The 25,305-nt window shown below is 52.5% G+C and carries 16 protein-coding genes; 5 read left to right on the top strand and 11 right to left on the bottom strand.

From position 1 onward, the window contains the following. Positions 1 to 244 precede the first annotated feature (244 nt). Positions 245 to 4,768, top strand: coding sequence for an EAL domain-containing protein (locus CWE14_RS14260; protein WP_126800000.1), 4,524 nt, complete (start codon positions 245 to 247; stop codon positions 4,766 to 4,768). A gap of 99 nt (positions 4,769 to 4,867) precedes the next feature. Here the strand turns inward: CWE14_RS14260 and mdh are convergent, their stop codons facing one another. Next, entirely contained in the window at positions 4,868 to 5,803 is a 936-nt protein-coding gene (gene mdh, locus CWE14_RS14255) for a malate dehydrogenase (protein WP_126799999.1), read from the bottom strand. Positions 5,804 to 5,947: 144 nt separating this feature from the next. Between mdh and argR the strand changes: the two genes are divergently transcribed. Next, a complete protein-coding gene (gene argR, locus CWE14_RS14250; RefSeq protein ID WP_126799998.1) occupies positions 5,948 to 6,412 on the top strand; it encodes a transcriptional regulator ArgR in 465 nt (154 codons plus the stop codon). On the opposite strand, the gene CWE14_RS14245 is transcribed toward argR, so the two are convergent. From CWE14_RS14245 to CWE14_RS14215, 7 genes are all read right to left on the bottom strand, one after another. Further along, positions 6,409 to 7,320, bottom strand: a complete 912-nt coding sequence (locus tag CWE14_RS14245; RefSeq protein WP_126799997.1) for a Dyp-type peroxidase — start codon at positions 7,318 to 7,320, stop codon at positions 6,409 to 6,411. The two genes, argR and CWE14_RS14245, sit on opposite strands and share 4 nt — an antisense overlap. A gap of 39 nt (positions 7,321 to 7,359) precedes the next feature. Next, a complete protein-coding gene (locus tag CWE14_RS14240) occupies positions 7,360 to 8,283 on the bottom strand; it encodes a glycosyltransferase family 2 protein (protein WP_198676606.1) in 924 nt (307 codons plus the stop codon). A gap of 17 nt (positions 8,284 to 8,300) precedes the next feature. Next, a complete protein-coding gene (locus tag CWE14_RS14235; protein ID WP_126799996.1) occupies positions 8,301 to 9,569 on the bottom strand; it encodes a nucleotide sugar dehydrogenase in 1,269 nt (422 codons plus the stop codon). 185 nt (positions 9,570 to 9,754) lie between these two features. Next, a complete protein-coding gene (locus tag CWE14_RS14230; RefSeq protein ID WP_126799995.1) occupies positions 9,755 to 10,201 on the bottom strand; it encodes a hypothetical protein in 447 nt (148 codons plus the stop codon). A gap of 220 nt (positions 10,202 to 10,421) precedes the next feature. Then, a complete protein-coding gene (gene acnB / locus CWE14_RS14225; RefSeq protein ID WP_126799994.1) occupies positions 10,422 to 13,010 on the bottom strand; it encodes a bifunctional aconitate hydratase 2/2-methylisocitrate dehydratase in 2,589 nt (862 codons plus the stop codon). A 229-nt stretch (positions 13,011 to 13,239) separates the two neighbouring features. Further along, entirely contained in the window at positions 13,240 to 13,602 is a 363-nt protein-coding gene (locus tag CWE14_RS14220) for a hypothetical protein (protein WP_126799993.1), read from the bottom strand. A gap of 178 nt (positions 13,603 to 13,780) precedes the next feature. Continuing rightward, entirely contained in the window at positions 13,781 to 14,668 is an 888-nt protein-coding gene (locus CWE14_RS14215) for a LysR family transcriptional regulator (protein ID WP_126799992.1), read from the bottom strand. Positions 14,669 to 14,770: 102 nt separating this feature from the next. Between CWE14_RS14215 and CWE14_RS14210 the strand changes: the two genes are divergently transcribed. Next, the gene (locus tag CWE14_RS14210) at positions 14,771 to 15,880 is read left to right on the top strand and encodes an efflux RND transporter periplasmic adaptor subunit (protein WP_126799991.1); all 1,110 of its coding nucleotides are present in this window, start codon (positions 14,771 to 14,773) and stop codon (positions 15,878 to 15,880) included. A gap of 3 nt (positions 15,881 to 15,883) precedes the next feature. Beyond that, on the top strand, positions 15,884 to 18,964 hold the full coding sequence (locus CWE14_RS14205) for an efflux RND transporter permease subunit (protein ID WP_126799990.1): 3,081 nt from the start codon (positions 15,884 to 15,886) through the stop codon (positions 18,962 to 18,964). Between the two features lie 5 nt (positions 18,965 to 18,969). Here CWE14_RS14205 and CWE14_RS14200 read toward each other — a convergent pair whose 3' ends face one another. Beyond that, complete coding sequence (locus CWE14_RS14200) at positions 18,970 to 20,775, bottom strand: glycerophosphodiester phosphodiesterase family protein (RefSeq protein ID WP_198676605.1); 1,806 nt, start codon at positions 20,773 to 20,775, stop codon at positions 18,970 to 18,972. A 150-nt stretch (positions 20,776 to 20,925) separates the two neighbouring features. Here CWE14_RS14200 and CWE14_RS14195 point away from each other — a divergent pair, with 150 nt between their 5' ends. Beyond that, a complete protein-coding gene (locus CWE14_RS14195) occupies positions 20,926 to 23,448 on the top strand; it encodes a zinc-dependent metalloprotease (RefSeq protein ID WP_126799988.1) in 2,523 nt (840 codons plus the stop codon). 113 nt (positions 23,449 to 23,561) lie between these two features. Here the strand turns inward: CWE14_RS14195 and CWE14_RS14190 are convergent, their stop codons facing one another. Then, entirely contained in the window at positions 23,562 to 23,774 is a 213-nt protein-coding gene (locus tag CWE14_RS14190) for a hypothetical protein (RefSeq protein ID WP_126789048.1), read from the bottom strand. 213 nt (positions 23,775 to 23,987) lie between these two features. After that, positions 23,988 to 25,247 (bottom strand): Nramp family divalent metal transporter, encoded by a 1,260-nt coding sequence (locus CWE14_RS14185; protein WP_126799987.1) that lies wholly within the window; start codon positions 25,245 to 25,247, stop codon positions 23,988 to 23,990. Positions 25,248 to 25,305 lie beyond the last annotated feature (58 nt).

The raw sequence follows: 25,305 nt of genomic DNA, 5'->3' as shown, positions 1-25,305 counted from the left end.
AGTTGATCTTCTCAATCATGAGCGGACCGTCACCCTGCGTGACCTGCTTTGTTAAAACTGTACTGATATTAAAGCATTAGAAAATAGCGAACACTTACACTCGAAAAATGAAACTATCATTCGCTAATTTACCCCGCATTTTTTTAGGCTGAGCCCTATTCCCCCCAATCTCACGCATTTATTTCACTCACAAAACCATCTATTATCATTTTGTTAATAATAATTAAAATACAAATGGACCTGCATGAAGGGATTAGTCTGCTGGCTCGCTCTTTGTCTTTCGTTGTTTTTAGTTACCACAACTGAAACCTTAGCGAATGATACAATCAGAATCGAGCATTATTCAGTCCATCACGGGCTGTCACAGAATTCGGTCACCGGAGTCCTTCTGGACCATGATGGTTTCTTGTGGGTTGCTACCGAAAATGGCCTGAATCGCTTCGATGGCTATCGCTTCCAGTCAGTCAACGGCCCTGACAACCTGTTCCAAACCAATTATATATCGATGATCGCACAGACCGAGGATAATACAATCTGGGTGGCCATTCCGACCCAAGGCGTGTTTAGTCTCAGCCCCGGCGACCGCGAGTTTAAAAAGCGTATGGATGCAGAGGTGTCTGATGACTGGTGGTTCGCCGAAGTCACCGATATTTTCATCCATCGCGACCGGTATTACCTGGTCACCGAAACCAGCCTACGCCAGCTCCACACAGATGAAATGGACAGTAGCCTGCTCTTCGAAGTGGCGCAGAACAGCGAAGACTACTACGACCTGTTACGGCATGCTCTGGCAATCGACGAATTCGTCTTTCTGGCCACCTCCAGTGGTCTTCAGGTCTACCATACGGAAACCGGACAACATCAGGCGGTCAACCATTTGCCTGAGATGCAAGACGCACATGCCGATGAATTGAACACCAAGTTTCTTTACCAATTCGACGATGAACTCTATGTAGCCACTGTGCAGGGATTGTATTCGCTCGATCTGACTCAGGTTCTCAGCGCGTTACGCACCAACTCACCTATGCCAACGGCAACCGTGCGTGACCCCGTACAGAATGTATGGCAAATAATCGACCACGATGGTCAACTGCTGCTAGCAACCCAGAACGGCCTCTATACCTACACAACTGATGACCCTCAGGCCAGCCTGTTACTGCGTTTTGAGGATACAGAACGGGCAATATTCGACAACAGCATCCACCATCTGACCCTTGATGGACAAGGCAACCTCTGGCTGGGAACCGCCTTCAACGGCCTCTTTCACTGGCGCCCGTCAACACGTCAGTTTCATATCATAGCGCAGGGCATGGGCCCTTACCCCGACCTAAGCAGTAACCAGGTCTGGACCTTAGCTCAAGACCTCGAACAACGACTCTGGGTGGGCACCCAGAATGGCCTTAATCAGCTCAACCCGGATGGCTCTCATGAGGTCCATTTCCATACTCAGCATGACTCGGCGTATATTCATGAAGGAACCGTCTACGACATATTCCCCGACCCACATAACGCTAACCATATCTGGCTCTATCATGCTGAATATATGTACTTATTTAATACTGAAGAGGATTCGTTAACGCCACTACAAGAGCTCGTCGACAATCCGGCTGACGCGACCCTGCTGGAAGACTACTTCTGGGGTTACAATCTGATTGGAGATCGTCTCTGGTTTGCCAATGCCGAAGGGCTCTATGTCTTTGACACTCAAGAGTATCGACTGCAACGCTACACCGACTTCGACCATTTGCAGTTTGACCTGATGAATGTACACACCATTCTCGGTAGCCCCAGAGACAACCCGGATGCTCTTTTCCTTGGTTTGGCCAGCGAATTGTGGCTGTTTAACATGCAGGACAATTCATTGCGTCGCCTGTACCGCCATGAACCCTACCAGCTCTATTCACTTATTTATCCGGAAAGTTTTGTCTACGACGACCAGGGACGGATCTGGTTTACCATGCTACGCCACGGTCTGCTGGCGTTGGATGCGGAGACTCTCAAGCCTGAAGTTAACCTGGGTATTAACGAGGGCTTGCCGGCCAGTTCTCTCTATCAGGGGCATCTCGATCAATATGGCTACCTCTGGTTCAGCTCGATGCAGGGTATTATTCGCTTCCATCCGCAAACCCTCCACCACGAACGCTTTAGCTATATGGATGGCGCCAGTAGCAACGAGTTCAATGCCAACGCCAGTGTCAGACTTGACGATGGCCGCATCGCCTACGGGTCGATGCGGGGCCTCACTCTGTTCAACCCAAGCGATTTGAAACCTGGTCAGCGTACGCTTAATACCCGCATCAGTGGCGTCAACTTCATTACCAGTGGCGAGCGTCTGAACTCGCCGCTCGCCGATCTCAATGGTTCGCATATAGACCTCAACTACAACACACCTGGGATCCGTATCGACGTCTCTACCAATAGTTTCGAACGGCCCCATATGGTGTTTTATTCATATCGCCTGGAAGGCCCGGAGCCCGTCTATATTGCGCGTACCCAGGAGGCCAGCATTTCCTTTCCCCGACTGCCCCCCGGTCACCATACGCTCACGGTTCGCGCCATCGATCCGCGCAATGGTAACTACGCTAAAACTGCCACCCTAACCATACAGGTGGCATACCACCCGCTGCTTTCGCCGACCGCCTGGGTGAGCTACATCCTGATTGTTTCCCTCGCTCTGGCCTCCTTCCTTAAATACCGTTACCAGCAGCATCAGCGTATCATCGAAAGTAAAGCACGCGCTGAGCGCAGCGAAGAACGTTTGCAGCTGGCCATTGGTGCCACCAATAGCGGTATTTGGGACTGGCATTATGAAGGTGACCGTTTATTTGAAACCCGCATGCAACTGGAACTCGGCTATAGCGACGATGAGCCGGATATGACGATGGCCATCCATCAAAATCGCATCCACCGCCGTGACCTTGACGATTATCTGCAGTCATGGCAACAATTACAGCGTGGGCAGCGCAACGACTTTTCCTGTACCTACCGTTTACGTCACGCTGACGGACGCTGGCTCTGGTACCGCGATGTCGGGCAGGTCACCCGCCGCAACCGCGACGGCACTGTAGAACGGGTTACCGGTGCCTTCCAGAACATCACTCACGAACGCAGCAACGAGGAAAAAGCGTTGCTGTTCGGTAAAGCCATTGAGCAAACGAAGGACTGGGTCTTGCTGCTGGATGGAGACCAGATGCCATTGACCGCTAACCGCGCGTTCTGCGATGCACTTGGTATTGAGAATGACAAAATAGACGACTTTAATTTTATGAACCTGAGTGCAGAGCGCCTGCACTACTACCGCGAAATTATTAAGCAATTGCGTCCGGGTCAGCAATGGCGCAATGAAGATGTTATCCGCCTGGCAGATAACGATGAGGTACCCGTTATTATTAATATCAGTGCAGTGGCGGACGATTCCATTGGTAGCCGTGCCTATGTCATCGTTTTTACCGATATCAGAGCGCAAAAAGAAGCCGAGCATCAGCTCCGCAGGCTGGCCAACTACGACGCTCTGACCGGTTTGCCGAACCGGGCTCTGCTCAACCAGCGGATTGACGAGACCCTGGCACTGGACGAGAAGAAGCAGGTAGCACTGATGTTTATGGACCTCGACCGCTTCAAACAAATTAACGACTCGCTGGGGCATAGTATCGGCGACAAACTTCTGTGCGTGATTGCAGAACGGGTCCAGCACTGTCTGCGCAGTGTTGACACAGTCGCGCGACTGGGCGGCGATGAGTTTATTATTCTGCTGCATGCCAATAGTCTGCGCGCGGTTGAAGAGACCGCACAACGCGTCCTGCACACAGTTAATGAGCCCCTTGTCATCGATAAACATCATATCCGCGTCTCACCCAGTATTGGTGTCGCCCTGCACCCGCAGCACGGGCAGACTCGTGAGGAATTGCTCAAGCATGCCGACGTCGCTATGTACCACGCCAAAGACGCAGGCCGTAATTGCTATCGCCTGTTTAAGGATGAAATGGACACCAGGGTACGGGCACAACTTAATCTTGAAGTAGAGCTTAAGCATGCCATCAGTCAGCAGTTGCTAACTAATAGCTACCAACCCATCGTTAACGCCGCGCGTAATCAATGCGTCGGTGTCGAGTTGCTGATGCGTTGGCAACATGAGAACACCAACATCAGTCCCGACGTTTTTATACCCGTGGCCGAAGAGCTCGGGGTCATTGTCACCATGACCAATGTCGCTCTGCGCCAGGCCTGTCTCGATCTAAAAGAACTCCGCGCGCTGCAGCCAGACTTATACCTGTCGGTGAACCTCTCGGTACGCCATCTTGAGCAGGATGATCTGATTGAGCAGTTGCAAAACCTGCTGCAGGACTTTGATCTGCCGCCCTCTGCGCTGCGGCTGGAACTGACCGAAGGTGTCCTCATCGAAGAAACACTGCGCGCCAGTCAGATCATGAACCGATTGCGTGACTTGGGCATTCAGCTGATGCTCGACGACTTTGGCACCGGCTACTCGTCGCTACGCTACCTCAAGGAGTTTCCGCTTAACGTGATCAAAATTGATCGCACCTTCACCACCGATATTGGTTGTGACCGTTCCGACGAAGCCATCATTGAGTCGATTCTGGCGATGGCCAGCAATCTGGATAAAATCTGCATTGCCGAAGGCGTCGAGAGTGAAGCGCAGCGCAGCTGGCTGTTAGCCCGCGGCTGTTATTTAATGCAGGGCTACCTGTTTGGCGGGCCAATGCCGATTCAGCGTGCACTCAAATGGTTTAGCGAACCCTCCCGCTAGTCTCTTTGAGCCATAAAAAAAGCCCCGCAACTGGGCGGGGCTTACTCTATAGAACCTAACCTGGTTACTGGTTACCAGTTACTGGTTACTGGTTACTGGTTACTGGTTAGCGAATTCAATACCAGTCTGAATATCACCTTTCAAACCATCTAACATGTCCGCTTTGGCTTTCGCTTCAAAGTCGCTTAACTGGCCATACGGCAGGATTTCAACTACACCATCTTTGCCTAGTTTAACTGCTTGTGCGAAAAATGGTGCATCGCTTCCGTCGCCTTCAACATAGGCGTATTCAGTCACAGCTTCGCCTTGCTTGGCGCGTGCCAGCGACAAGCAGAAACGTGCTGCAGCCTGACCCATGGATAAGGTTGCAGAGCCACCGCCCGCTTTCGCTTCGACCACTTCAGTCCCAGCATTCTGGATACGGTGCGTTAGTTGCTCAACTTCGTCCTGGCTGAACTCAATGCCTTCAACCTGAGATAGCAATGGCAGAATCGTGGTACCGCTATGGCCACCAATCACTGGTACATGGATATCCGCTGGGTTCTTACCTTTCAGCTCCGCGACAAAGGTCTCAGCACGGATAACGTCCAGAGTGGTTACGCCAAACAGTTTGTTTTTGTCGTAAACACCTTTTTTCTTCAGCACTTCAGCGGCAATCGCAACCGTGGTATTAACTGGGTTGGTAATAATACCGATGCAGGCTTCAGGGCAGTTGTCCGCACAGGCTTCAACCAGGTTCTTGATAATGCCAGCGTTCATGTTGAACAGATCAGAGCGGTCCATTCCCGGTTTCCGCGGTACACCAGCTGGAATCAACACGATATCAGCACCTTGCAGTGCAGTAGCTAATCCATCTTCACCGTATCCCTTGATGCTAACGGCAGTCGGAATATGGCTCAGATCGACAGCGACACCCGGGGTTACTGGTGCGATATCAAATAAGGCTAAATCAGATCCCGCAGGTAACTGAGTTTTTAACAATAATGATAACGCCTGACCGATACCGCCAGCGGCGCCTAACACTGCTACTTTCATGATGTACTCCATTTAACTTGGAATTGAGAGGGCTAAAACCTTACTGGATTTGGGTCCAAAAAACAACCGAAAGGCGCAGTCTACTAGGCGTTTGCAGATGTCTCAGGTACACTTACAACTAAGTTGAACCAGTTAGAAGCGACTATGGCAAACTCACAGCAGGATCAGTTAACTGAGCAATTTAAAGCGCTCCTTAAAGAAGAACGCTATGGCTCACAAACCACTATCGTTGACGAGCTAAAAGCGCAGGGCTTTACCAACATCAGTCAGTCCAAAGTGTCCCGCATGCTAAGCAAATACGGCGCGGTGCGCACCCGCAATGCGAAGCAGGAGATGGTCTACTGTCTGCCCAGCGAACTCAGTGTCCCCTCGGCGAAAAGCCCGGTACGTCAACTGGTGCTTGAAATCGAGCACAATGATGTGATGGTCATTATCCGCACCTCGCCCGGAGCCGCCCAGCTTATCGCCCGCCTGCTCGATTCTGTGGGCCGTAAAGAAGGTGTGCTGGGAACCATTGCCGGCGACGACACCATCTTCATTGCACCGGTCAAAGTAGCCAACATCGACTTTACTCTGACCAAAGTGCAAGAGCTGTTTGAAGGGGTTTAAAAAACCGATTTAAGGTGTTCGAACCAGGGTAACGGCGGCACAAAAAAAGCAGCGCTTAACAGGTTGTCCTGGTAGTCCAGGATTGGGTCACGAAAGCCATCTTCATCGTCTTCAATCCGCTGAGCTAACCAATGATGAGCGGCATCAGGGGTATTACTCCAAAGCAGTTCGAGGTGGCTTTGTTCATTCATACTGGCGATCGGCATCTGATGCCAGAGTAGCGCCTGTCCCAGATGCTCCTGGACTTTGCTGAAATGGTTCGGGCGGTCAGTCAGGATCGGCTCGCCGCTTAATTTATTCCGCCCTATAAGCTGTTCCTGTTGCTCTGGCTTTAACTGTTGCCAGGCCTGATCCGCAATTCGCTGGTGCTGCAAAATAAGGTAACTACCCTGGTCCCATAACGGCTCATGCTCAGCCTGCAGGGCAAGTAAATTACGCCGTTCAGCCCCAAGCAGGGTATCGCGCCAGCATTTAAAGCCGAATAAGTTGCGGTTATCCAGATAATGAAAGAAATTGTAGTCGGCCAGCATCTCAACATCAGCGGCAAACCATTCGGTTAACACGCGGCCGGCGAAAAAACAGCTGTCATATCGTTCAGAACGGATAATCAGTGCGATATCGATGGTTGTTACGTTGAGTGACGCCGGACTCTGATCGAAGGATGGTAAGTCGGAAAAACGATGAGCCGGAGCCAGAGCGCCCAGTTGGCGGAACGCATCTTCGCCGAATGCGGCGGTAACAGTTAGCAACGACTCTGAAAAACGCTCATCAAGGCTTGCTGCCAGCGACGGCAGTTTGGCCAGCTTCAGGCGTAGTGATGCCAGATGCGCAGGTTGCACCTGGCACAATAAAACCAGGCCATGAATGCTGCCCCGGTTTGCTACCCCTGCTTGTCCCTGTGACTTCATAGTCAGCCCTGTCGTGTGTTGCGAGTCGAGCGTTGCGAATTAGTCTTCTGTTTTATTGCTATCGTGGCGCTGACGGATACTCTGACGCATCGATGTCATCGCTTTGCTGCCATGGTAACGGCCTTTTTCAATATGGCGAATACGGTAAATGGATGGTACCTCAACGGTCTCGCCGTGGGTCCCCATAATCCAGCGATATGCCCTGTCTTCAAAGGTCTTTTTCCAGCGATCTGTAGGTCGCTGATACGCCGCCACATCATTACAATAGCCTATTTCCCGACAAACATCGCCATGCACGATCTGGTAAGCGCCGACAGCACGTTCTAGTTTGCGTAGCTTAAAATCGGATTCATCCACCTGCACGACTTTGGGTTCCCGCGCCGCCTGCAGCATCGGGCTGTCGCCACTTAACAAGGTCGTAATACGTTCTTCAGCCGGAAAATAGAGCATTCCACTGCAACCTTGCAGAGAGTCGGCAAGGCCGTCCAGACAGCCTGCACCGAAAATAAGGTCACAGTCGGCAAACCAGACCCAGTCCGCTGTTGTCGCCAGCGCTGACTTGTTGCGACCTATAGCGCGACGGAACAGTTCGGGCGCCGGGAGCCGTTGCCAGTTCCAGGTCACGTTGCTGACCTCTTTAGTGGCAAAAAAGTCGAGCAGTTGCGCCGTTGCCTGATCTTCGTCTGCGTAATACACAGTCATGGTCACGTCCACATCCTGTGGCGGATGCTCGACCAATGAACTCAGCTGATACGCATGCAAATGCGAGTAGCGCCAGCAATGGCTGACGATTTCAATCTGCAATCGACCCTTGCGTGCTGCGCGTGTACTGGCAGGCTTTTTATACAGAAACCTCATCGGCAACAGCTTACTCACAGCCGCACGCAACGCAAATTCCTGCAGCCCCTGATACCAGGGTGTATCTACCTGAAAAACCGGTGCTTCACTGGTCGCCTTACTCATTCCGCTTCCTTAATTCTTTATAAGCGCCAGCTGGGCGCTTCGACGATGCCTTTCACATCCATCACCACAGGGGTAGTCGCAGACATACGCTGGTAATCCGCCTGGGTATACTGGGTAAATGCCTGATGCGCGACGGCCACCACTACTGCATCATAGCCCGATGACTCAGCAAAGGGATCACCACAGACGTTGAAATCATCATGCTTCGCCAGTTCCTGCTGGTCTACAACCGGGTCGAAAACATCAACTCGTACCCCATACTGATTCAATTCATCGATAATATCGACCACTTTGGTATTGCGTGTGTCCGGGCAGTTTTCTTTAAAGGCATACCCAAGAATAAGCACCCGCGACCCTTTGATGCGGGCGTCGTTCTCAATCATCTTCTTGATCGTCTGCTCGGCCACATATTTACCCATGCCGTTATTAATCTGCCGTGAGGCCAGGATCAGGTTTGGTTTGTACCCCAGTTCTTCAGCCTTGAAGGTCAGATAATAAGGGTCAACACCGATGCAATGACCACCGACCAGACCCGGAAACAGCTTTATAAAGTTCCACTTGGTCGCTGCAGCCTCGATCACTTCTCGTGTGTCGATTCCCATTTGATTAAAAATGAGCGCCAATTCATTGATAAGAGCGATATTAACGTCGCGTTGGGTGTTCTCTACCACCTTGGCCGCCTCAGCGACGCGGATGCTCGATGCGAGATGGGTACCGGCAGTTACTACGCTGGCGTATAGTGCATCAACGCGCTGTGCGATTTCAGGCGTTGACCCTGCAGTCACTTTTTTGATCGTTTTGAAGGTATTCTGTTTATCACCCGGGTTGATCCGCTCAGGTGAATAGCCGGCATAAAAATCCTGGTTATAAACCAAGCCTGAATTGGTCTCCACCACCGGGATACAAACCTCTTCCGTCACCCCTGGGTACACTGTGGATTCGTAAATAACGATATCACCGCGTTTCAGTGTTTGCGCCACCAGTTCAGAGGCACTTACCAGCGGCCGCAAGTCCGGCCGGTTGGCACTGTCAATTGGCGTCGGCACGGTAATAATGTAGATATTACAGTCAGCGGTATCCTCGATCGAAGCTGTCAGCTGTAAACGCCCAGCAACATTCGCCAGTTCATCATCACTCAACTCACCAGTTACGTCCTGTCCCTGTTTTAACTGGTCAACGCGGGTCTGATTGATATCAAAACCAACCACCTGATACTGTTCAGCAAACGCAGCGGCCAGTGGCAAGCCCACATAACCAAGACCTAAAACACAGATTTTATCGTTCATAAGAAGCTTCCAGTAACAAAATTAGGGGCGTGCATACGCAGGCTCGACTGCTCGTTTGGAGAGGCAGAAAAACACAGTAGCCAACCCGACTGGCAGGCTATCTGTGTTCCATAAAGAAGCGCTGTAGGATGAGAAAACTGCACGGCGTACCCGAAAAACCAGTAAAGCGCGCAGTATAGCGTGCTTTAACTGTCGTGCCTATCCATCGCATCAAACATGGCAAACAGGCCGCCAGCACGACTATTCTGCTGGTCACTGTCCTGCACCTGCTCTTCCAGCATGGAGAGTATATTGACGGGTTTCTGACTGTCGCTATTCAGCGACTGTAAGGACTTCTGCCCTTCACTGAATAATGCGCGTAAATCGCTGGCTTCTAACTCAGATATCAAGCCCTGCTCTTCGAGTTCGCTGGTCAGGTTGTCAAAATCGTCTGCTGTCAGATTCTGCACATCAAAGCGACTGGCCAGATCGCGCTCCCGTTGCGCCATCGCCTGACCCTGTACACTCAAATCGGCACGGGTTTCCTGCGCCGGCTGAGCAGGGATCTGAGCCTGTTGGTTTTTCTGCTTATCATCTTCATCAATACGCTGGGTCTGCAAGTTACTTACACCCGGCAAACTGGTAACGTTCATAGTGCCTCCACGAGGGTTGCATGGGGTTTGAGAGCCCGCCTAATCCTTCCTGTAGCGGCACTCTCGCTCAGCACTACCAATGCAAATTGTGATCCAGCCTGTCATCTGCAATTTTCGGCAATGGCTTGCCGCTCTGCTCTGTTGCAGAAACAGGCATAAAAAAACCCGGCAACTCAGTGCCGGGTTTTTATCGCGATGCTTTAGTTAAGCAAGCAGGCTATTAAGCAACGTTAATGGTTGGAATAATAGTCTGTTTCGCGTTGTCTTCAGCCTGTTTAAACTCAGGCATCTGATCAAAGTTAAGGTACTTGTAGACTTCGCCAGCCATCGCATCGATGTTCTGCGCATATTCCATGTACTCTTCACGCGTCGGGATTTTACCCAGAATTGCACCAACCGCTGACAGCTCAGCAGATGCCAGATACACATTGGCACCATCACCTAGACGGTTAGGGAAGTTACGCGTTGAAGTCGACAGTACCGTAGCACCCGCTTCAACCCGTGCCTGGTTACCCATACACAGCGAACAGCCTGGCATTTCAGTGCGTACACCGTTGCGGCCGTAGATGTTGTAATAACCTTCTTCCATCAGTTGCGCTTCGTCCATCTTGGTTGGTGGCGCAATCCACAACTGAGTTTTTAATGCTTCAGTATTCTGCTCAAGCAGTTTACCAGCGGCACGGAAGTGACCGATGTTGGTCATGCACGAACCGATGAATACTTCATCGACCTTGTTACCGGCGACATCAGACAATGTTTTCGCATCATCCGGATCGTTCGGGCAGCACAGGATTGGCTCTTTGATCTCGTTCAGATCAATTTCCACCACTTCCGCGTACTCCGCATCCGCATCCGCGCTCATCAGTTCTGGGTTCGCCAGCCACTCTTCCATCTTACGGGCACGACGTTCCAGGGTGCGCTGATCGCCATAACCTTCGTTGATCATCCAACGCAGCATGGTGATGTTTGAACGCAGGTATTCAGCCACGGACTCTTCTGACATCTTAATCGTACAGCCAGCAGCTGAACGCTCGGCAGACGCATCCGACAATTCAAATGCCTGCTCAACAGTCAGGTTATCGAGGCCTTCGATTTCCAGAATACGACCCGAGAACGCGTTTTTCTTACCACGCTTCTCAACGGTCAATAAACCTTGCTTGATGCCATACAGCGGAATGGCATGAACCAGATCACGTAACGTTACGCCCGGCTGCATTTTGCCTTTGAAGCGCACCAGTACCGACTCAGGCATATCCAGTGGCATCACCCCGGTCGCGGCGGCAAACGCCACCAGACCAGAGCCTGCTGGGAATGAAATACCAAGCGGGAAACGGGTATGTGAATCACCACCAGTACCTACGGTATCAGGCAGTAACATACGGTTCAGCCAGCTGTGGATAATACCGTCACCTGGGCGCAATGACACACCGCCACGGTTCATAATGAAATCAGGCAGCGTGTGCTGAGTATCAATATCAACAGGCTTCGGATAGGCCGCCGTGTGACAGAACGACTGCATCACCAGATCCGAGTTAAAACCAAGGCAAGCCAGATCTTTCAGCTCATCCCGGGTCATCGGACCGGTGGTGTCCTGTGAACCTACGGTCGTCATTTTCGGCTCACAGTAGGTTCCTGGGCGCACACCGTCAAGGCCACAAGCCTTACCAACCATCTTCTGCGCCAAGGTATAGCCCTTGCCGCTGTCACCTGGTTGCTCTGGGGCACGGAACAGATTTGCGTTGCCAAGACCCAGCGATTCCCGCGCTTTGCCTGTCAAACCACGACCAATGATCAGGTTGATACGGCCGCCAGCGCGTACTTCGTCGAGGATAACCTCGGAGCTGTATTCGTACTTAGCAACGATATCGCCAGCGTCGTTGGTGATTTTACCTTCGTACGGGTAAATATGGATCACGTCGCCGGTGTTCATTTGGTCAACGTCCGCTTCAAAAACCAGCGTACCGGTATCTTTCATGGTATTGAAGAAAATAGGCGCGACTTTACCGCCGATGCAGATACCACCGGTGCGCTTGTTCGGCGTACCCGGCATGTCTTCACCGATATTCCACAACACAGAGTTGGTCGCAGACTTACGTGAAGAACCCGTCCCTACTACGTCACCAACAAATGCAACCGGGTGACCTTTTTCTTTCAGTTCAGCGATTTGCTGCTCAGCGTTGGTAACACCTTCGCGTGGCATCTTGTACATCGCTTTTGCATGCAAAGGAATATCAGGGCGCGACCAGGCATCAGGCGCCGGAGACAGATCATCGGTGTTGGTCTCGCCAGGTACTTTAAATACGCTCGCGGTAATTTTTTCTGCTAACGCAGGGCGATTGGTAAACCACTCGGCCTCTGCCCAGCTTTCAACCACGGCCTTGGCCACAGCATTGCCGTTTTTCATTTTCTCTTCAACGTCATGGAAGGCGTCGAACATCAAAATCGTGTGCTTCAGCTCTTCACCGGCTAACTCTGCCAGTTCGCTGTCGTCGAGCAAATCAACCAACGTCACGATGTTGTAACCACCGTGCATATTGCCTAGTAATTTAACGGCTTGTTGCTTGCTGATAATCGGTGAGCTGTCTTCACCTTTGACGATAGCGGCCAGGAAACCTGCTTTGACATACGCGGCTTCATCTACGCCTGGAGGCACGCGTTCACTGATCAATTCAAACAGGAAGTCTTCTTCGCCTGCTGGTGGATTCTTTAGCAATTCAACTAATTCTGTTACTTGCTCAGGGCTAAGTGGCTTCGCCGGGATGCCTTCTGCGGCGCGTTCGGCCACGTGTTCACGATACTGTTTTAACACTACTGCTTCCTCTTATTTCAGGATCTGCTGCCAAACTCAGTTTCAAACGGCAACAGCTCATTGGAAAAACATTGCGCATTATACGGGAATTCGCCTGCCATTTGAACGCAGCAGCACCAGCAAAGACGGATTTCCGTCATTCACCATGCTTATGGCTTGTAGTCAGAAGGAAAATAGCGGGGCAGTATGGAGACGATGGAAGAACAATATAAACAGAATCGAGGCCGGCCTAGACCGGCATGGCGTGGATATGGCGGTACAGCGTAATTGCCCGCTCGGTGAAAGTATAACCCTTCGAAGATGCACTCAGCGTGGACCAGTTAGGTGCCCCCTCAGAGCGTGACCATTCGGCGCTTTCCTTGGTTTGGTTCGACGCCCCTTGTGTGGCAGCGGTGTCGCTGGCGGCAGCAGGTGCAGTAATGGCTTGATCTGAACTGGCTTCAGCCAGCTCGCGAGCGACGCCTGCGGCCGCTTTCTCTTCGCTGAGAATTTCAGGATTAAAAGGTTTACGCCCTTTCTCGCCTTGCGATGTCTGTGCCTGCAGACCGACCGTCGGTCCAGGCGCAGTATGAACTCGTCCTACATCAACCATAGTAACTCTTTATTGTTCTTTGGATGCGATGCATCTCTGCTTCCTACCTGAGGCGCCGATAGTTTGACAGCCTCACCCCGAATTTCGTCCTGGTCAGCGCTTTTTATGTGCTTTAGCGTTTTATATTGAAAAAGCATTCAATATATGTGCCACATTCAATATGTTTGTCACAAACTGATTACTTGCGCTCGAACTGCCGAAAATAGTCCCATACCACCTGGCCCGCAGGGCCAAGGACAGTGCTCGCAAGTTTAACCAGATGCACCTCCGCGCGAATGCGGTCAAGGAAACCGTCAATATTAAGTTCCACCAGTTCACCCTCTGCTATCGAGTCAGCAACCAGTTGCCGCGGTACGATGCCCCACCCCATGCCAGCTTTAATAAAGGTCAGCAGTGTCGAAACGTCATTCACTCTTAACCGTGCGACACCGCCTACCCGGTAGATCTGCTCAGGGTCGATGCCCATATCCATCTTCTGTGGCAACACATAAGGAAGCGTATTTAACAGTTCACGTGTGGGCCGCTCCGTGCCTGGCACCAGGTCACGCGCTATCACCACCGTCAGCTCAAATTCACATACATACAAGCTCTCAAAATCAGCGCGCTGCTGAAACACAGGCAGCCAGGGTGTCAGCGCAAGTGCGACCTGATTGTCCTGCACCATTTTTAATGCATTCAACTGCGAATATCCGTTTACGATGCATTCAGTGCCAGCAAACTGTTGCTGCACCAGCTGCAAAGCGGGTGTCAGTAAATTGGCGTTGCAGGTGGCATCAAACGCCAGCTCCAGCTCAGCTTCCGCGCCACTGGCCAATAACGCACTGAACGATTCAAGCTTGGCATGCTGCCGCAGCAGCTCGTAGCTATGCCGGGTAAACTGCTTGCCGCGCGGGGTCAGACGAAGGCGATAGCCCTCGCGGGTGAACAAACTGAAACCAAGTTCCTGCTCCAGCTTACTTAAGGTCATACTCAGCGCGGGTGGCGTGCGATGCAGACGTGCCGCCGCCAGCTGCAAACTGCCGTCATCGACGATCGCTTTAAATACCTGCAACTGCCAGATAGTCATTAAGAAATCCTTAATAAAAGCAAAAAATTTATTCAATATTACTTTAAAAATAAATTGACTACACTGCTTTATCAGAATACTGGTCCACTACAAGGTTTTAACATGTTACCTGTGCGCAATTTAGTCCTCATACTCCCAGCACTAGCCGTGCTGCTATCTGCTTGCAGCGACCCCTCTCAGCCAACTGCCGCAGAGCAACCGAGGCCAGTTCATCTGTACCAGGTAAGCGGACATAGTGAACATCAGATCCGGCGTTTCCCGGCCATTGTCGAGGCAACCCAAACCGCAGAACTGGCATTTCGTGTCGGTGGCCAGCTCGAGCTGCTGCCATTGCGACCAGGGCAGTCGGTAAACCAGGGCGACTTAGTGGCGGCACTTGACCCAACCGATTACGAATTAGCGGTTGAGCAAGCCTCAGCTCAGGCAGAGCTAAGTGAAGCCCAACACCAACGGAACCAGCGAATGGTGGACGAAAATATGCTGTCACAGGCCGCATTCGACCAATCCAGAGCCGACTTACGTGTCGCCCGGGCCAACCTGCAAGGTGCCGAAACCAATCTCGAGTACACCCGTTTAAAAGCACCTTTTGACGGCGTCATCGCCCATTTGCACGTGGAAAACCACGAGAACATCGCCCCCCAGCAACCCATTCTGACTTTGCAGGTAGACGGATTTATCGATGTCAGCATCCAGGTTCCGGAACGCCTTTTCGCACGCGTGCGCCGGGATCTCGAGTATCAGCCTGACGTGACATTTGATGGCATGCCGAACCACTTTTATCCCGCTACTATCCGCGAATGGGATCGTATCGCTGACCCAGCCACCAATACCTACCGTGTGGTGTTCACGCTGGCAGCGCCAGATAACGTCAATATCCTGCCCGGCATGACGGCCACTGTGTTGATCGATACCAACCGCATGACTCAGGCACAACCTGAGGTGGTGGTGGTGCCAGCGTCGGCTGTATTCGCCCCGGAGCAACAACCGCTGCGCGATGGTCGCGCCTATGTCTGGCTGTATCAGCGGCAGTCCGCCGAGGGCGATGAAATCGGCAGCATTCAGTTGCAGGCGGTGCAGATTGGCAATATGACCAATGACGGTGTCGAAATAAGTAGTGGCCTGCAGGCGGGAGATTTGGTGGTACAGGCTGGCGTTCACCACCTGCGTGATGGGCAGACCGTTAAGCCCTGGCACCGTGAGCGGGGGTTATAAGCAATGGATATTGCGCAGTACTCAATTAAAAACCGCACCAGCAGCTGGTTACTGTTACTGATTTTATTGATTGGCGGTGCGTTTGCGCTGGATGGACTCGGCCGGCTTGAAGACCCCGAGTTCACCCTAAAGCAGGCGCTAGTCATTACCAGCTACCCGGGGGCGTCAGCGCAGCAGGTTGAAGAAGAGGTCACCCACCGGCTTGAAAGTGCAATCCAGGAACTGCAATACGTTCGCCATATCACGTCGATTTCCAAACCTGGCTTGTCGCAAATAACCGTTGAAATGCAGGACACCTATCGCGCTCGCGAGCTTAAACAGATATGGGATGAATTGCGGCGTAAAGTCAATGACAGCCAGCACCAGCTGCCACCGGGTTCCAATCCGTCGCAGGTAATGGACGATTTTGCTGACGTTTACGGTGTACTGCTCGCCCTGACCGGTGATGGCTATAGCAACAGAGCGCTGCACGACCACGCGCGCTATGTGCAACGTGAACTGGTCAGTATTCCCGGTGTTGCCAAAGCAACGATTTCCGGGGTTCAGCAAGAGCAGGTGGTGGTTGAAGTCTCGCGTGCACGTCTCGCCAACCTGGGGATTTCACCGCAGCGTATCTACGAGTTGTTATCGACACAGAATACCGTATCCAACGCCGGACAGGTCATGCTTGATGACGATGCGGTGCGATTTGCCACCAGTGGTGAGTTCAGCAGTGTCGAAGCAATGGAAATGCTCCTTATCAGCAACCCCGGAGCTCAGGAGCAGCTTTATCTGGGTGATGTCGCTCGAATTTATCGCAGTCCGGAACCCATTCCTGATCACATTCTGCACTTTCAGGGCCAGTCTTCAGTCTGGCTCGGTGTGTCATTCGCCTCTGGAGTCAACGTGGTTGAAGTCGGCGAACGGGTGCAACAGGCACTGGACGATATTGAGTATGCGACGCCAGCCGGCCTTAACATTGATGCCATTTACAACCAACCGGCCAAAGTTGAAAGCTCAGTCAACGGCTTCCTGATAAACCTGGCGCAAGCGGTTGTTATCGTCATGCTGGCCCTGTTGTTGACCATGGGCATGCGCTCCGGCTTTATTATCGGCTTCGTGCTGCTGATTACCGTACTCGGCACCTTCATTTTTATGTCGCTTTTCAGTATCGAGTTGCACCGGGTCTCGTTAGGCGCATTAATTATTGCCCTCGGCATGCTGGTCGACAATGCGATAGTCATTACCGAAGGCATGCTGGTCGGCGTGCAACGAGGCCGTTCAAAACTTGATGCGGCGCGTGACGTGGTCAAACAGAACATGTGGCCATTGTTAGGCGCGACTGTCATCGCGGTAATCGCCTTTGCCCCGATAGGGCTGTCCGCTGATGCGACCGGTGAATTTGCTGGTTCCATGTTCTGGGTGCTGCTGATTTCCTTGCTATTGAGCTGGTTCACCGCCCTGACCCTGGTGCCTTTCCTTGGCGAGCGCTTGTTAAAAGCACCGCGCCTCTCATCCGAGAGCAGTAACCCTCGTGAGTCCGACGCTGACCATGATGACCCTTATCGTGGTGCGCTTTACCAGTTTTACCGCACCCTGCTCAAATTTTGTCTGCGCTTTCGCGGCCTCACCCTGGTCGCGATGGGCGTATTACTAGTCACCGCGGTGATTAGTTTTGGCGCGGTCAAACAGAGTTTCTTCCCCGCCGCGAACACGCCACTCTATTACGTTGAAGTCTGGTATCCACAAGGTACTGACATCCGTGCGACCAGTGCTGATATTGAGCAGGCAGAACGCTTTCTGACTGAACACCCGGACGTTGATCAGGTAGCCACCACCATCGGCCAGGGCGCGTTACGTTTCACGCTCACCTATGTGGTCGAGAAAGCCCACGATAATTTTGCCCAGCTGATTGTTCAGGGACGGGATATGGACAGCCTGCAAGGGCTGATGGAAGATACCTCGGAGTACTTTGCCAGTCACCATCCACAAGCCAGAATTAAGCTGCGGCGGATGGAAATTGGGCCTCCTTCAACCGCCAAAATTGAGGCGCGCTTTAGTGGGCCGGATCCGCAGCATTTAAGACAACTGGCGCACCAGGCAAAGCAGCTACTTGAAGACGACCCCGACGTTGTCAATGTGATGGATGACTGGCGTGAACGTTCGATGGTGTTGCAGCCACAGTTCAATGAAACGGTCGCTCGTCGGGTCGGAATTACCAAAGCAGACGTCGACGAACTGCTACTGGCCAACTTTAGTGGCAAGCATGTTGGGGTCTACCGCGACGGCACTGACTTATTGCCAATTGTTATTCGCGCACCGAGTGAAGAGCGTCTCGACCTCGACAACTGGCAGGATCTGCAGGTCTACAGCCCGGTTTTGAATCGCTATATTCCGTTGGCTCAGGTCGTAACCGACATGCCGTTGGCCTGGGAAGATTCGCTCATCAAACGCCGCGATCGTAAGCGAACACTTACTGTAATGGCCGACCCTGATCTCTTTGGCGAACACACCGCCGCCGACGTACAACGCCGGATTCAGCCGCTGATTGAAGCGATTCCACTACCCCGTGGTTACACCCTCGAATGGGGCGGTGAATATGAAGCCTCGGGCAATGCCCAGGCGGCGCTCTTTACCTCGTTACCCTTTGGCTACCTGTGCATGTTTGTTATCACCGCGCTGCTTTTCAGTTCAGCGCGTAAAGCAGCTATTGTCTGGACCACAGTACCACTGTCGATTATCGGCGTGAGTATGGGCTTACTGATCACCGGTCAGCCATTCAGCTTTATGGCATTGCTTGGATTACTCAGCTTAACTGGCATGCTAATCAAAAACGGCGTGGTGTTACTGGAGCAGATAAAAGCAGAAGAGGACAGTGGCAAAAGCGGTCATGTAGCGTTGTTCGACGCCTCGGTGAGCCGGGTCCGCCCGGTCAGCATGGCAGCCGTTACCACCATCCTTGGCATGATCCCGTTGTTATTTGACGAGTTCTTTGCCGCGATGGCGGTGACCATAATGTTTGGTCTTGGCTTCGCTACTCTGTTGACGCTGATTGTAGTGCCAGTGATGTACTCGCTGGTCATGCGCATACCACAAACAGAGTAACCGCTTCACCATACCCAATGGCGCATGCGCAGCAACAGCCGTTCGCCGGCACTTAAATCAGCCCGCTCCTGCTGAACTTCACTCAGCAGCGCGGGCAGATCGGTAATTATTCCATCCACACCCATGTCCATATAGCGGTGCATGTCACTACTGTTGTTTACTGTCCACACATGCAGCTGATAACCACCGCTGCGCGCCGCTCGTAGTTCCGCTGGCCCGGTGACGGCGTCGCGTAAACTCAGAGCATCATAGGGTTGCCGGGTAAATGCGCCGATCGCCGTATGCACCAACAAGCTGGTACGCAGATCCGGTTCCAGCTCACGCACCTGATCCAACACCCGCGGCGACAAGGCAGCAATCAGGGTGTCATCGACAAACTCAAGCTGCTGCAGCGCCGCAACGGTATCCTCGACCAGGGTTGGCATCGCGGGTGAGGTTTTCACTTCGAGGTAAAGCCTGGCCCGGCCTCGCATTAATTCAACCGCCTCAGCCAGTGTCGGTACCTGCTCTGCGGCAAACGCCGGCGCAAACCAGCTGCCGGCATCGAGCTGTGCCAGTTCAGCATAAGAAATATCCCAGATAGCGCGCTGGTCACCTGCGACCCGCAACAAGTCACGATCATGCAGCAGGACTAACACGCCATCAGCAGTTTGCTGAACATCCAGCTCAATGTAATCAGCGCCCTGCTCGATCGCCTTTTCAATCGCGGCCAGTGAGTTTTCTGGTGCGTCAATGGACGCACCCCGGTGGGCAATGTTGAGCACCTCGGTACGGGTATCGAAACTTTGCGCCACATAGGTCAGTTGACCCAGCGCGAGAAGCGCCATCACCAGTTCAAACGACCACGCCAGGGGGGCGGTCGCTCTGGGCTCGAACTCAGCAAACACCTGCGGAGTATGGCCGCAGCTGCGCAGGTATAGCTTTAACAGCAGCAGGCTGTTGGCACTAATAGCAATAAATGACAGCACTACCGCCAACAACACGTAGAGCACGATGAGTAGCCCCATCAGGGTGACCTGGACCGCTGTCGGACCCGGTAACCAGGCCATCAATGCCGCACCAATGGCCTCAAAGGTCAAAGTAAATACAATCGGCAAGGACAAAGTCAGTATGGCAATCAACAAAATTAACCGTGCCGCTTTGAAGCGCGCACCTTTCACCAGCTGCCAACTGCGGGTCAGCGCCACCCGTGGCTTAAAACCGTCCAGCAGCATGGCTGGTAACGCCATTGACCAACTGACGTAAAGCAACCCATTGCCCAACAGTAAAGCAATCAGCAACATGGTGGCCAACGGCAGGAAGTAGAAAAGCTCAGTCGGATGAACGTTGACCACATAGTAAATATCGTAGTCACCCAGCAACCACTGAAAAAGCCACAGAAGCAGAAGCAGGCTAGGTGCGGCGAGCAATAAATGAGAGACCACCTGCATCGAGGCGAGTTTAAACAGATCGGTAAAGCGTTTGAGTACACGCCACAAGGCGTTGCTCGCAGTGTGGAATCGGTCATCCTGATCACGTGCAGCAATCAGAATCATCCCCGCCGACTGAAAAAAGAGGAAAAAAGCCACAAATGAAGCGGCTAGCAGTACCCAGGCGATACCCGTTGGGGTCAGCAAAAAACGCGCTAAATCCTCATTGCCCAGCATCGTCGACCCACTAAGCTGGACCAGGCCAGCCAGCGTCCAGCCCGCTAATGGACTTAGCACAAACAATGCCAGTAACGAAAAATACAAATGGAACGCCAGTAAGGGCCGTTTATGGTAGGTAATGGCTCCCCAGACCTGGCTGGCGTACTCGCGAATTATAATCATGCCGCTACTATAGCCGCCGCTCCCCGCGCCAGCAATACAACTTTTCTTACATTTTGCCCACACCATTTGTTAGACAACTGCGATACAATGGCAGGGTAAACCATAACAACTAGATGCCAACACTGACGATACACACTGATAGGAAATTTTATGCTAACAGTACGCAAATCCACCCTTGCCAGCCTGATTGCGATGAGTCTTGTACTGACGCCAGCCTGGGCTGAAGAAGACGCAGAAGAAAACGGTGATAAAGGCTATGCCGAACTCATCGCCGAACTGACTGCGCAGGAAGGTCTTTTTAATTTCTACCGCAACGAAGAAAACGGCGAAACCATGCTGTCGTTATCAAACGAGCAATTGGATACGCCATTTATCTATTTTGCCCAAACCATGGATGGCGTGGTTGAAGCCGGCCATTTCCGCGGTAACTTCCGCCAAACCAACCTGATTGAATTCCGTCGCCACTTTAATCGTATCGAAGTGGTGACCTGGAACCCACGCTACACCTTTGACCAAGACAGTCCGTTAAGCCGTGCTGCTGACGCAAACCGTAGTGAAGCGGTCCTCGCTGTGCTTGATATTGAAGCCGACGACAATGGTCGGGTGCTGGTCAAAGCGGATCCACTATTTAAAAGCCAGGCGTTGCACCGGGTTGCTCCGTGGGCGAATCCGAATCAGTCTGGCCCGGCGTTCTCGCTCGGCCAACTGAATTCTGACCGTTCGCGCATTGCCCGCGAACGTGTGTACGAAAACAATATGGACGTCGTGGTTGATTACGTTTTCGTCAACGAAGAACCTGTCGTATTTGGCTCAAATGCCATTGCTGACCCTCGTTCAATTACTATCAGCCTGCAACATTCATTTATTGAAATGCCGGAAAATGATTACCAACCACGCCGTGACGACCCGCGCGTTGGCTATTTCACCCAGGAATTTGATCAAATGACCAACCCTGAGTGGGCGCCGTGGGGTGATGTCATCAACCGCTGGAACCTGGTAAAACAGAATCCGGATGCTGAGTTGTCTGAGCCTGTCGAACCCATCGTTTGGTGGATTGAGAACACCACTCCGCACGAGTGGCGTGATGCCATTCGCCAGGGTGTAGAAGACTGGAACATCGCCTTCGAAGCCGCTGGCTTCAAGAACGCGATGGAAGTTCGTGAGCAACCCGACGATGCAGAATGGGATGCCGGCGATGTGAATTACAATGTGTTGCGTTGGACCTCTTCACCACGCCCTCCGTTTGGCGGTTATGGTCCATCACTGGCTAACCCGCTGACAGGTGAGTTAATCAGCTCCAACATTATGCTTGAATATGTGTTTATGTCGAACCGCTGGACCTTAGGCGAGCTATTCTCGCAAGGTGCTGCACATTCGGATCTACATACCAATGATGACGCAACGATGCTGTGCAGTTTGGGTCATGAGTTGCATATGGGTCAGATGTTCGCCCGTTTAGGCTCCGATAACCGTATGTACGATGACATCGAGAATGACCCGATTCTGGTGCAGGGCTTACGTCATTTGATCATGCATGAAGTGGGTCACACTCTGGGTCTGAACCACAACATGAAATCGCATAGTTTATGGGATAACCAGCAGGTTCATGACGCTGAACTCACTCAGGGCGTTATTGCCGGCTCAGTCATGGACTACAACCCGGTCAACCTGGCACCAGTGGGCGGAACCCAGGGTGATTACTACAGCTACAAGCCGGGTCCTTATGACTTGTGGGCAATCGAATACGGCTATTCGCCTGCACTGCAGGACCCTGAGGCCGAAGAAGCTCGCCTACAGGCTATCCTTAATCGGTCTCACGAGCATGAGCTGGCATTCGGCAACGACGCCGACGACATGCGTGCCCCGGGTCGTCATATCGATCCGCGGATCATGACTGGCGCAATGACCTCCGATCCGGTTGCCTATGCAGTGGACCGCTGGGACTTAGTAAATCATGAGTTCGGTCAGTTGCTGGACAAAGGCCGTGAAGAGGGTGAGTCGCATCAGCGTGTTCTGACCAGTGCCAATATGCTCTATGGTCAGTATGCAGGCCAGGCAAACGTGGTCAGCCGCTTTGTTGGTGGTGTCTATGTGGAACGTGCGTATGTCGGACAGGACGATGATGTTCGTCCGTATACCCCGGTACCACGCGAAACCCAGAAGCAAGCCATGGAAGCATTAGCTGACTACGTGTTCGCCCCAAATGCATTGGAAAGCATGCACCCGGTACTAAGTTACATGCAGCAACAACGTCGTGGCTTCAATCACTATGGTGATAATGAAGATCCGAAGCCGCATCAAATGGTACTGAACATTCAACGCAATGTGTTTAACCACATTCTGCATGAGAATGTTCTGCAGCGTCTATCTGACAGCAGCTTGTATGGCAACGAGTATCGTTTAAACGAGATGATGGCCGATTTGACCAGCGCCATTTTCCCCAGTGCCGATCTGACCACTACCAGCCAAAACCTGCAGGTTGAGTACATCAACCGCCTGATTGGTATTGCCGGTCTGGGAACTGGTTCGAGCTACGACAACCTGAGTCAGGCTAGTGCCGTGGGTCAGTTACGTCGTATTCGTAACATGAGCATGCCACGTCGCGCCAGCGATGAGGCCCGTACTCATTATAACTACCTGCATCTGCTAATTGACCGCGCGTTTGAAGCCTAAACGCCGATAGTGACCTCAGCAGCCGCTGAGGTCTTAGCGAACTAAAAGAGCCAGCCCGCTTCACGCAGACTGGCTCTTTTTTATTGGTTTAGCGGTGCATCAGGCAACCCTAATTACAAGCGCTTGAACTCTTCCCGCAGCTGATAGGATTTATCCGTCACCAAAGCTTCCAGCGTCGCTACCCGTTCTTTCAGGGCCTCCACTTCCTCCCGTAACGCCGGGTCAGTCTTACTCTGTTTGGCATTCTGACGTTTGACGTAGGTACGGTATATCTCAATGGCACAACCACCAATAATAGCAATGGCAGCAATTTCAAATGGACCCATAGTAATCTCCTTGTTCTTTTTCACGCTACGCTGACAGCGACAGTGTTGTTAGTTAAATAAACCCATGTTTATGGTTAATGCTTATGCAACACGCGAGCCAACAATTATTCACTTAAAATCAATAAGATAGAAACAGTCTACCGAGAGCTAATTTGCACTATGACCACTATGTAGTGCACCTTACCGCCATCTTGGTCTGCTTCACTACCCCATTCAGCCAGCCCAAAGGGCCAGCCAGATACTGCGCCCACCCAGTCCACAGGCGACCACAAATACCAAGCCGCCAAGCAGGTTCTGCCACCGCGAATTGGCGTATTGACCAAGCTCACTGCGGTTCACCGCTAACAGCAAAAACGCCGTTATCAACGGCAACAGGATGCCATTCGCGACCTGCGCAAACAGGATCAGGGTTACCGGCCTGACCCCAAGTGAGGCCAGCAGCATACCTATCACTATGATAGTGAGCCAGGTTAAACGAAAACGCCAACTGCGCATATCCGCCGACCAGCCGAGCACCCCACTTAGCGCATAAGCCGAGGCTAAGGGTGCCGTTACCGATGAGGACACTCCGGCAGCCAGCAAGCCGAGTGCCATCAGGTAAGTCGCTGCAGAGCCGAACACTGGGTTCAGAGACTGCGCCAGATCGGCGGCGCCTTCAATGCTGGCCGTCTGGCCAAAGAAAGCCGACGCGGCCGTCGACACAATCGCCAGGGTAACCAGCCCACCTAACGGAATTGAAACCAGGACATCACGCCGGGCCGCGCCTACCGCCGGACCTGGCGACTCCCCCGCAACACGCGGCCAGCGTTTGCTGGCACTGGATGCATGCAGAAACAATGCGTATGGCACCACAGTCGTTCCAATCAATGCCATCATGGTCAGGGCGCCACCTGCCGGTATCGAAGGCCGCACCAGACCAGCCATCAGACTACTCAGATCAGGCCGGCTAACCACAAAGGTGGTCAGAAAGGCCAGTGACATCAGCAGCACCAGCACCACTAAGACGCGCTCGATGCGTTTGTAGTGACCACTCCATAATACAGCTATCGCAATCAGCCCCACCAGAATCGCCCATAGATTCACCTGAGTCGTCTCCTGCACATGGTGCAGCAGCGGAATGTCAGCGGCCAACGCATCTGCACCCAGGGCAGCCCCGGTTAGGTTACCACCCTGGAACGCGCTATTACCGACCACCACCGCAGCCAGCACCACCGTTATGAATGCGGGTCGACCCAAGGGGTGCACCACCAGCGAGCGTAAGCTTTCACCTAACCCCTGACCGGTAACGACCCCAATACGGGCGGCCATCTCCTGCAAGACCATGGTTGCTGCGACCGCGAACAACAACGCCCAGAGTAAATCGTAGCCAAACTCAGCGCCCGCCAGCGACGCGGTGACAACTGTACCTGGGCCAATAAAAGCAGCAGCCACCAGGGTGGCGGGACCAAAGGTTATATAATCTCTAAATGCCATAACCGTCTCTCAGTAGCAGACCTGAATTTGGCCATAAAAAAGGGGCTTGCGCCCCTTT

This window comes from Aliidiomarina soli (assembly GCF_003986975.1).
Lineage (GTDB): Bacteria > Pseudomonadota > Gammaproteobacteria > Enterobacterales > Alteromonadaceae > Aliidiomarina > Aliidiomarina soli.
Note: the sequence above shows the minus strand (reverse complement) of the source record. Positions and strands in the feature narration are given on the sequence as shown.

What these genes read in the sequence shown, in the direction of transcription:
- CWE14_RS14240 (WP_198676606.1), bottom strand. Translation starts at nt 8,283, where the DNA reads ATGAGTAAGGCGACCAGTGAAGCACCGGTTTTTCAGGTAGATACACCC.
- CWE14_RS14185 (WP_126799987.1), bottom strand. Translation starts at nt 25,247, where the DNA reads ATGGCATTTAGAGATTATATAACCTTTGGTCCCGCCACCCTGGTGGCT.
- CWE14_RS14245 (WP_126799997.1), bottom strand. Translation starts at nt 7,320, where the DNA reads ATGAAGTCACAGGGACAAGCAGGGGTAGCAAACCGGGGCAGCATTCAT.
- CWE14_RS14210 (WP_126799991.1), top strand. Translation starts at nt 14,771, where the DNA reads ATGTTACCTGTGCGCAATTTAGTCCTCATACTCCCAGCACTAGCCGTG.
- CWE14_RS14215 (WP_126799992.1), bottom strand. Translation starts at nt 14,668, where the DNA reads ATGACTATCTGGCAGTTGCAGGTATTTAAAGCGATCGTCGATGACGGC.
- mdh (WP_126799999.1), bottom strand. Translation starts at nt 5,803, where the DNA reads ATGAAAGTAGCAGTGTTAGGCGCCGCTGGCGGTATCGGTCAGGCGTTA.
- CWE14_RS14190 (WP_126789048.1), bottom strand. Translation starts at nt 23,774, where the DNA reads ATGGGTCCATTTGAAATTGCTGCCATTGCTATTATTGGTGGTTGTGCC.
- CWE14_RS14205 (WP_126799990.1), top strand. Translation starts at nt 15,884, where the DNA reads ATGGATATTGCGCAGTACTCAATTAAAAACCGCACCAGCAGCTGGTTA.
- CWE14_RS14200 (WP_198676605.1), bottom strand. Translation starts at nt 20,775, where the DNA reads ATGATTATAATTCGCGAGTACGCCAGCCAGGTCTGGGGAGCCATTACC.
- CWE14_RS14220 (WP_126799993.1), bottom strand. Translation starts at nt 13,602, where the DNA reads ATGGTTGATGTAGGACGAGTTCATACTGCGCCTGGACCGACGGTCGGT.
- CWE14_RS14260 (WP_126800000.1), top strand. Translation starts at nt 245, where the DNA reads ATGAAGGGATTAGTCTGCTGGCTCGCTCTTTGTCTTTCGTTGTTTTTA.
- CWE14_RS14235 (WP_126799996.1), bottom strand. Translation starts at nt 9,569, where the DNA reads ATGAACGATAAAATCTGTGTTTTAGGTCTTGGTTATGTGGGCTTGCCA.
- CWE14_RS14230 (WP_126799995.1), bottom strand. Translation starts at nt 10,201, where the DNA reads ATGAACGTTACCAGTTTGCCGGGTGTAAGTAACTTGCAGACCCAGCGT.
- CWE14_RS14195 (WP_126799988.1), top strand. Translation starts at nt 20,926, where the DNA reads ATGCTAACAGTACGCAAATCCACCCTTGCCAGCCTGATTGCGATGAGT.
- argR (WP_126799998.1), top strand. Translation starts at nt 5,948, where the DNA reads ATGGCAAACTCACAGCAGGATCAGTTAACTGAGCAATTTAAAGCGCTC.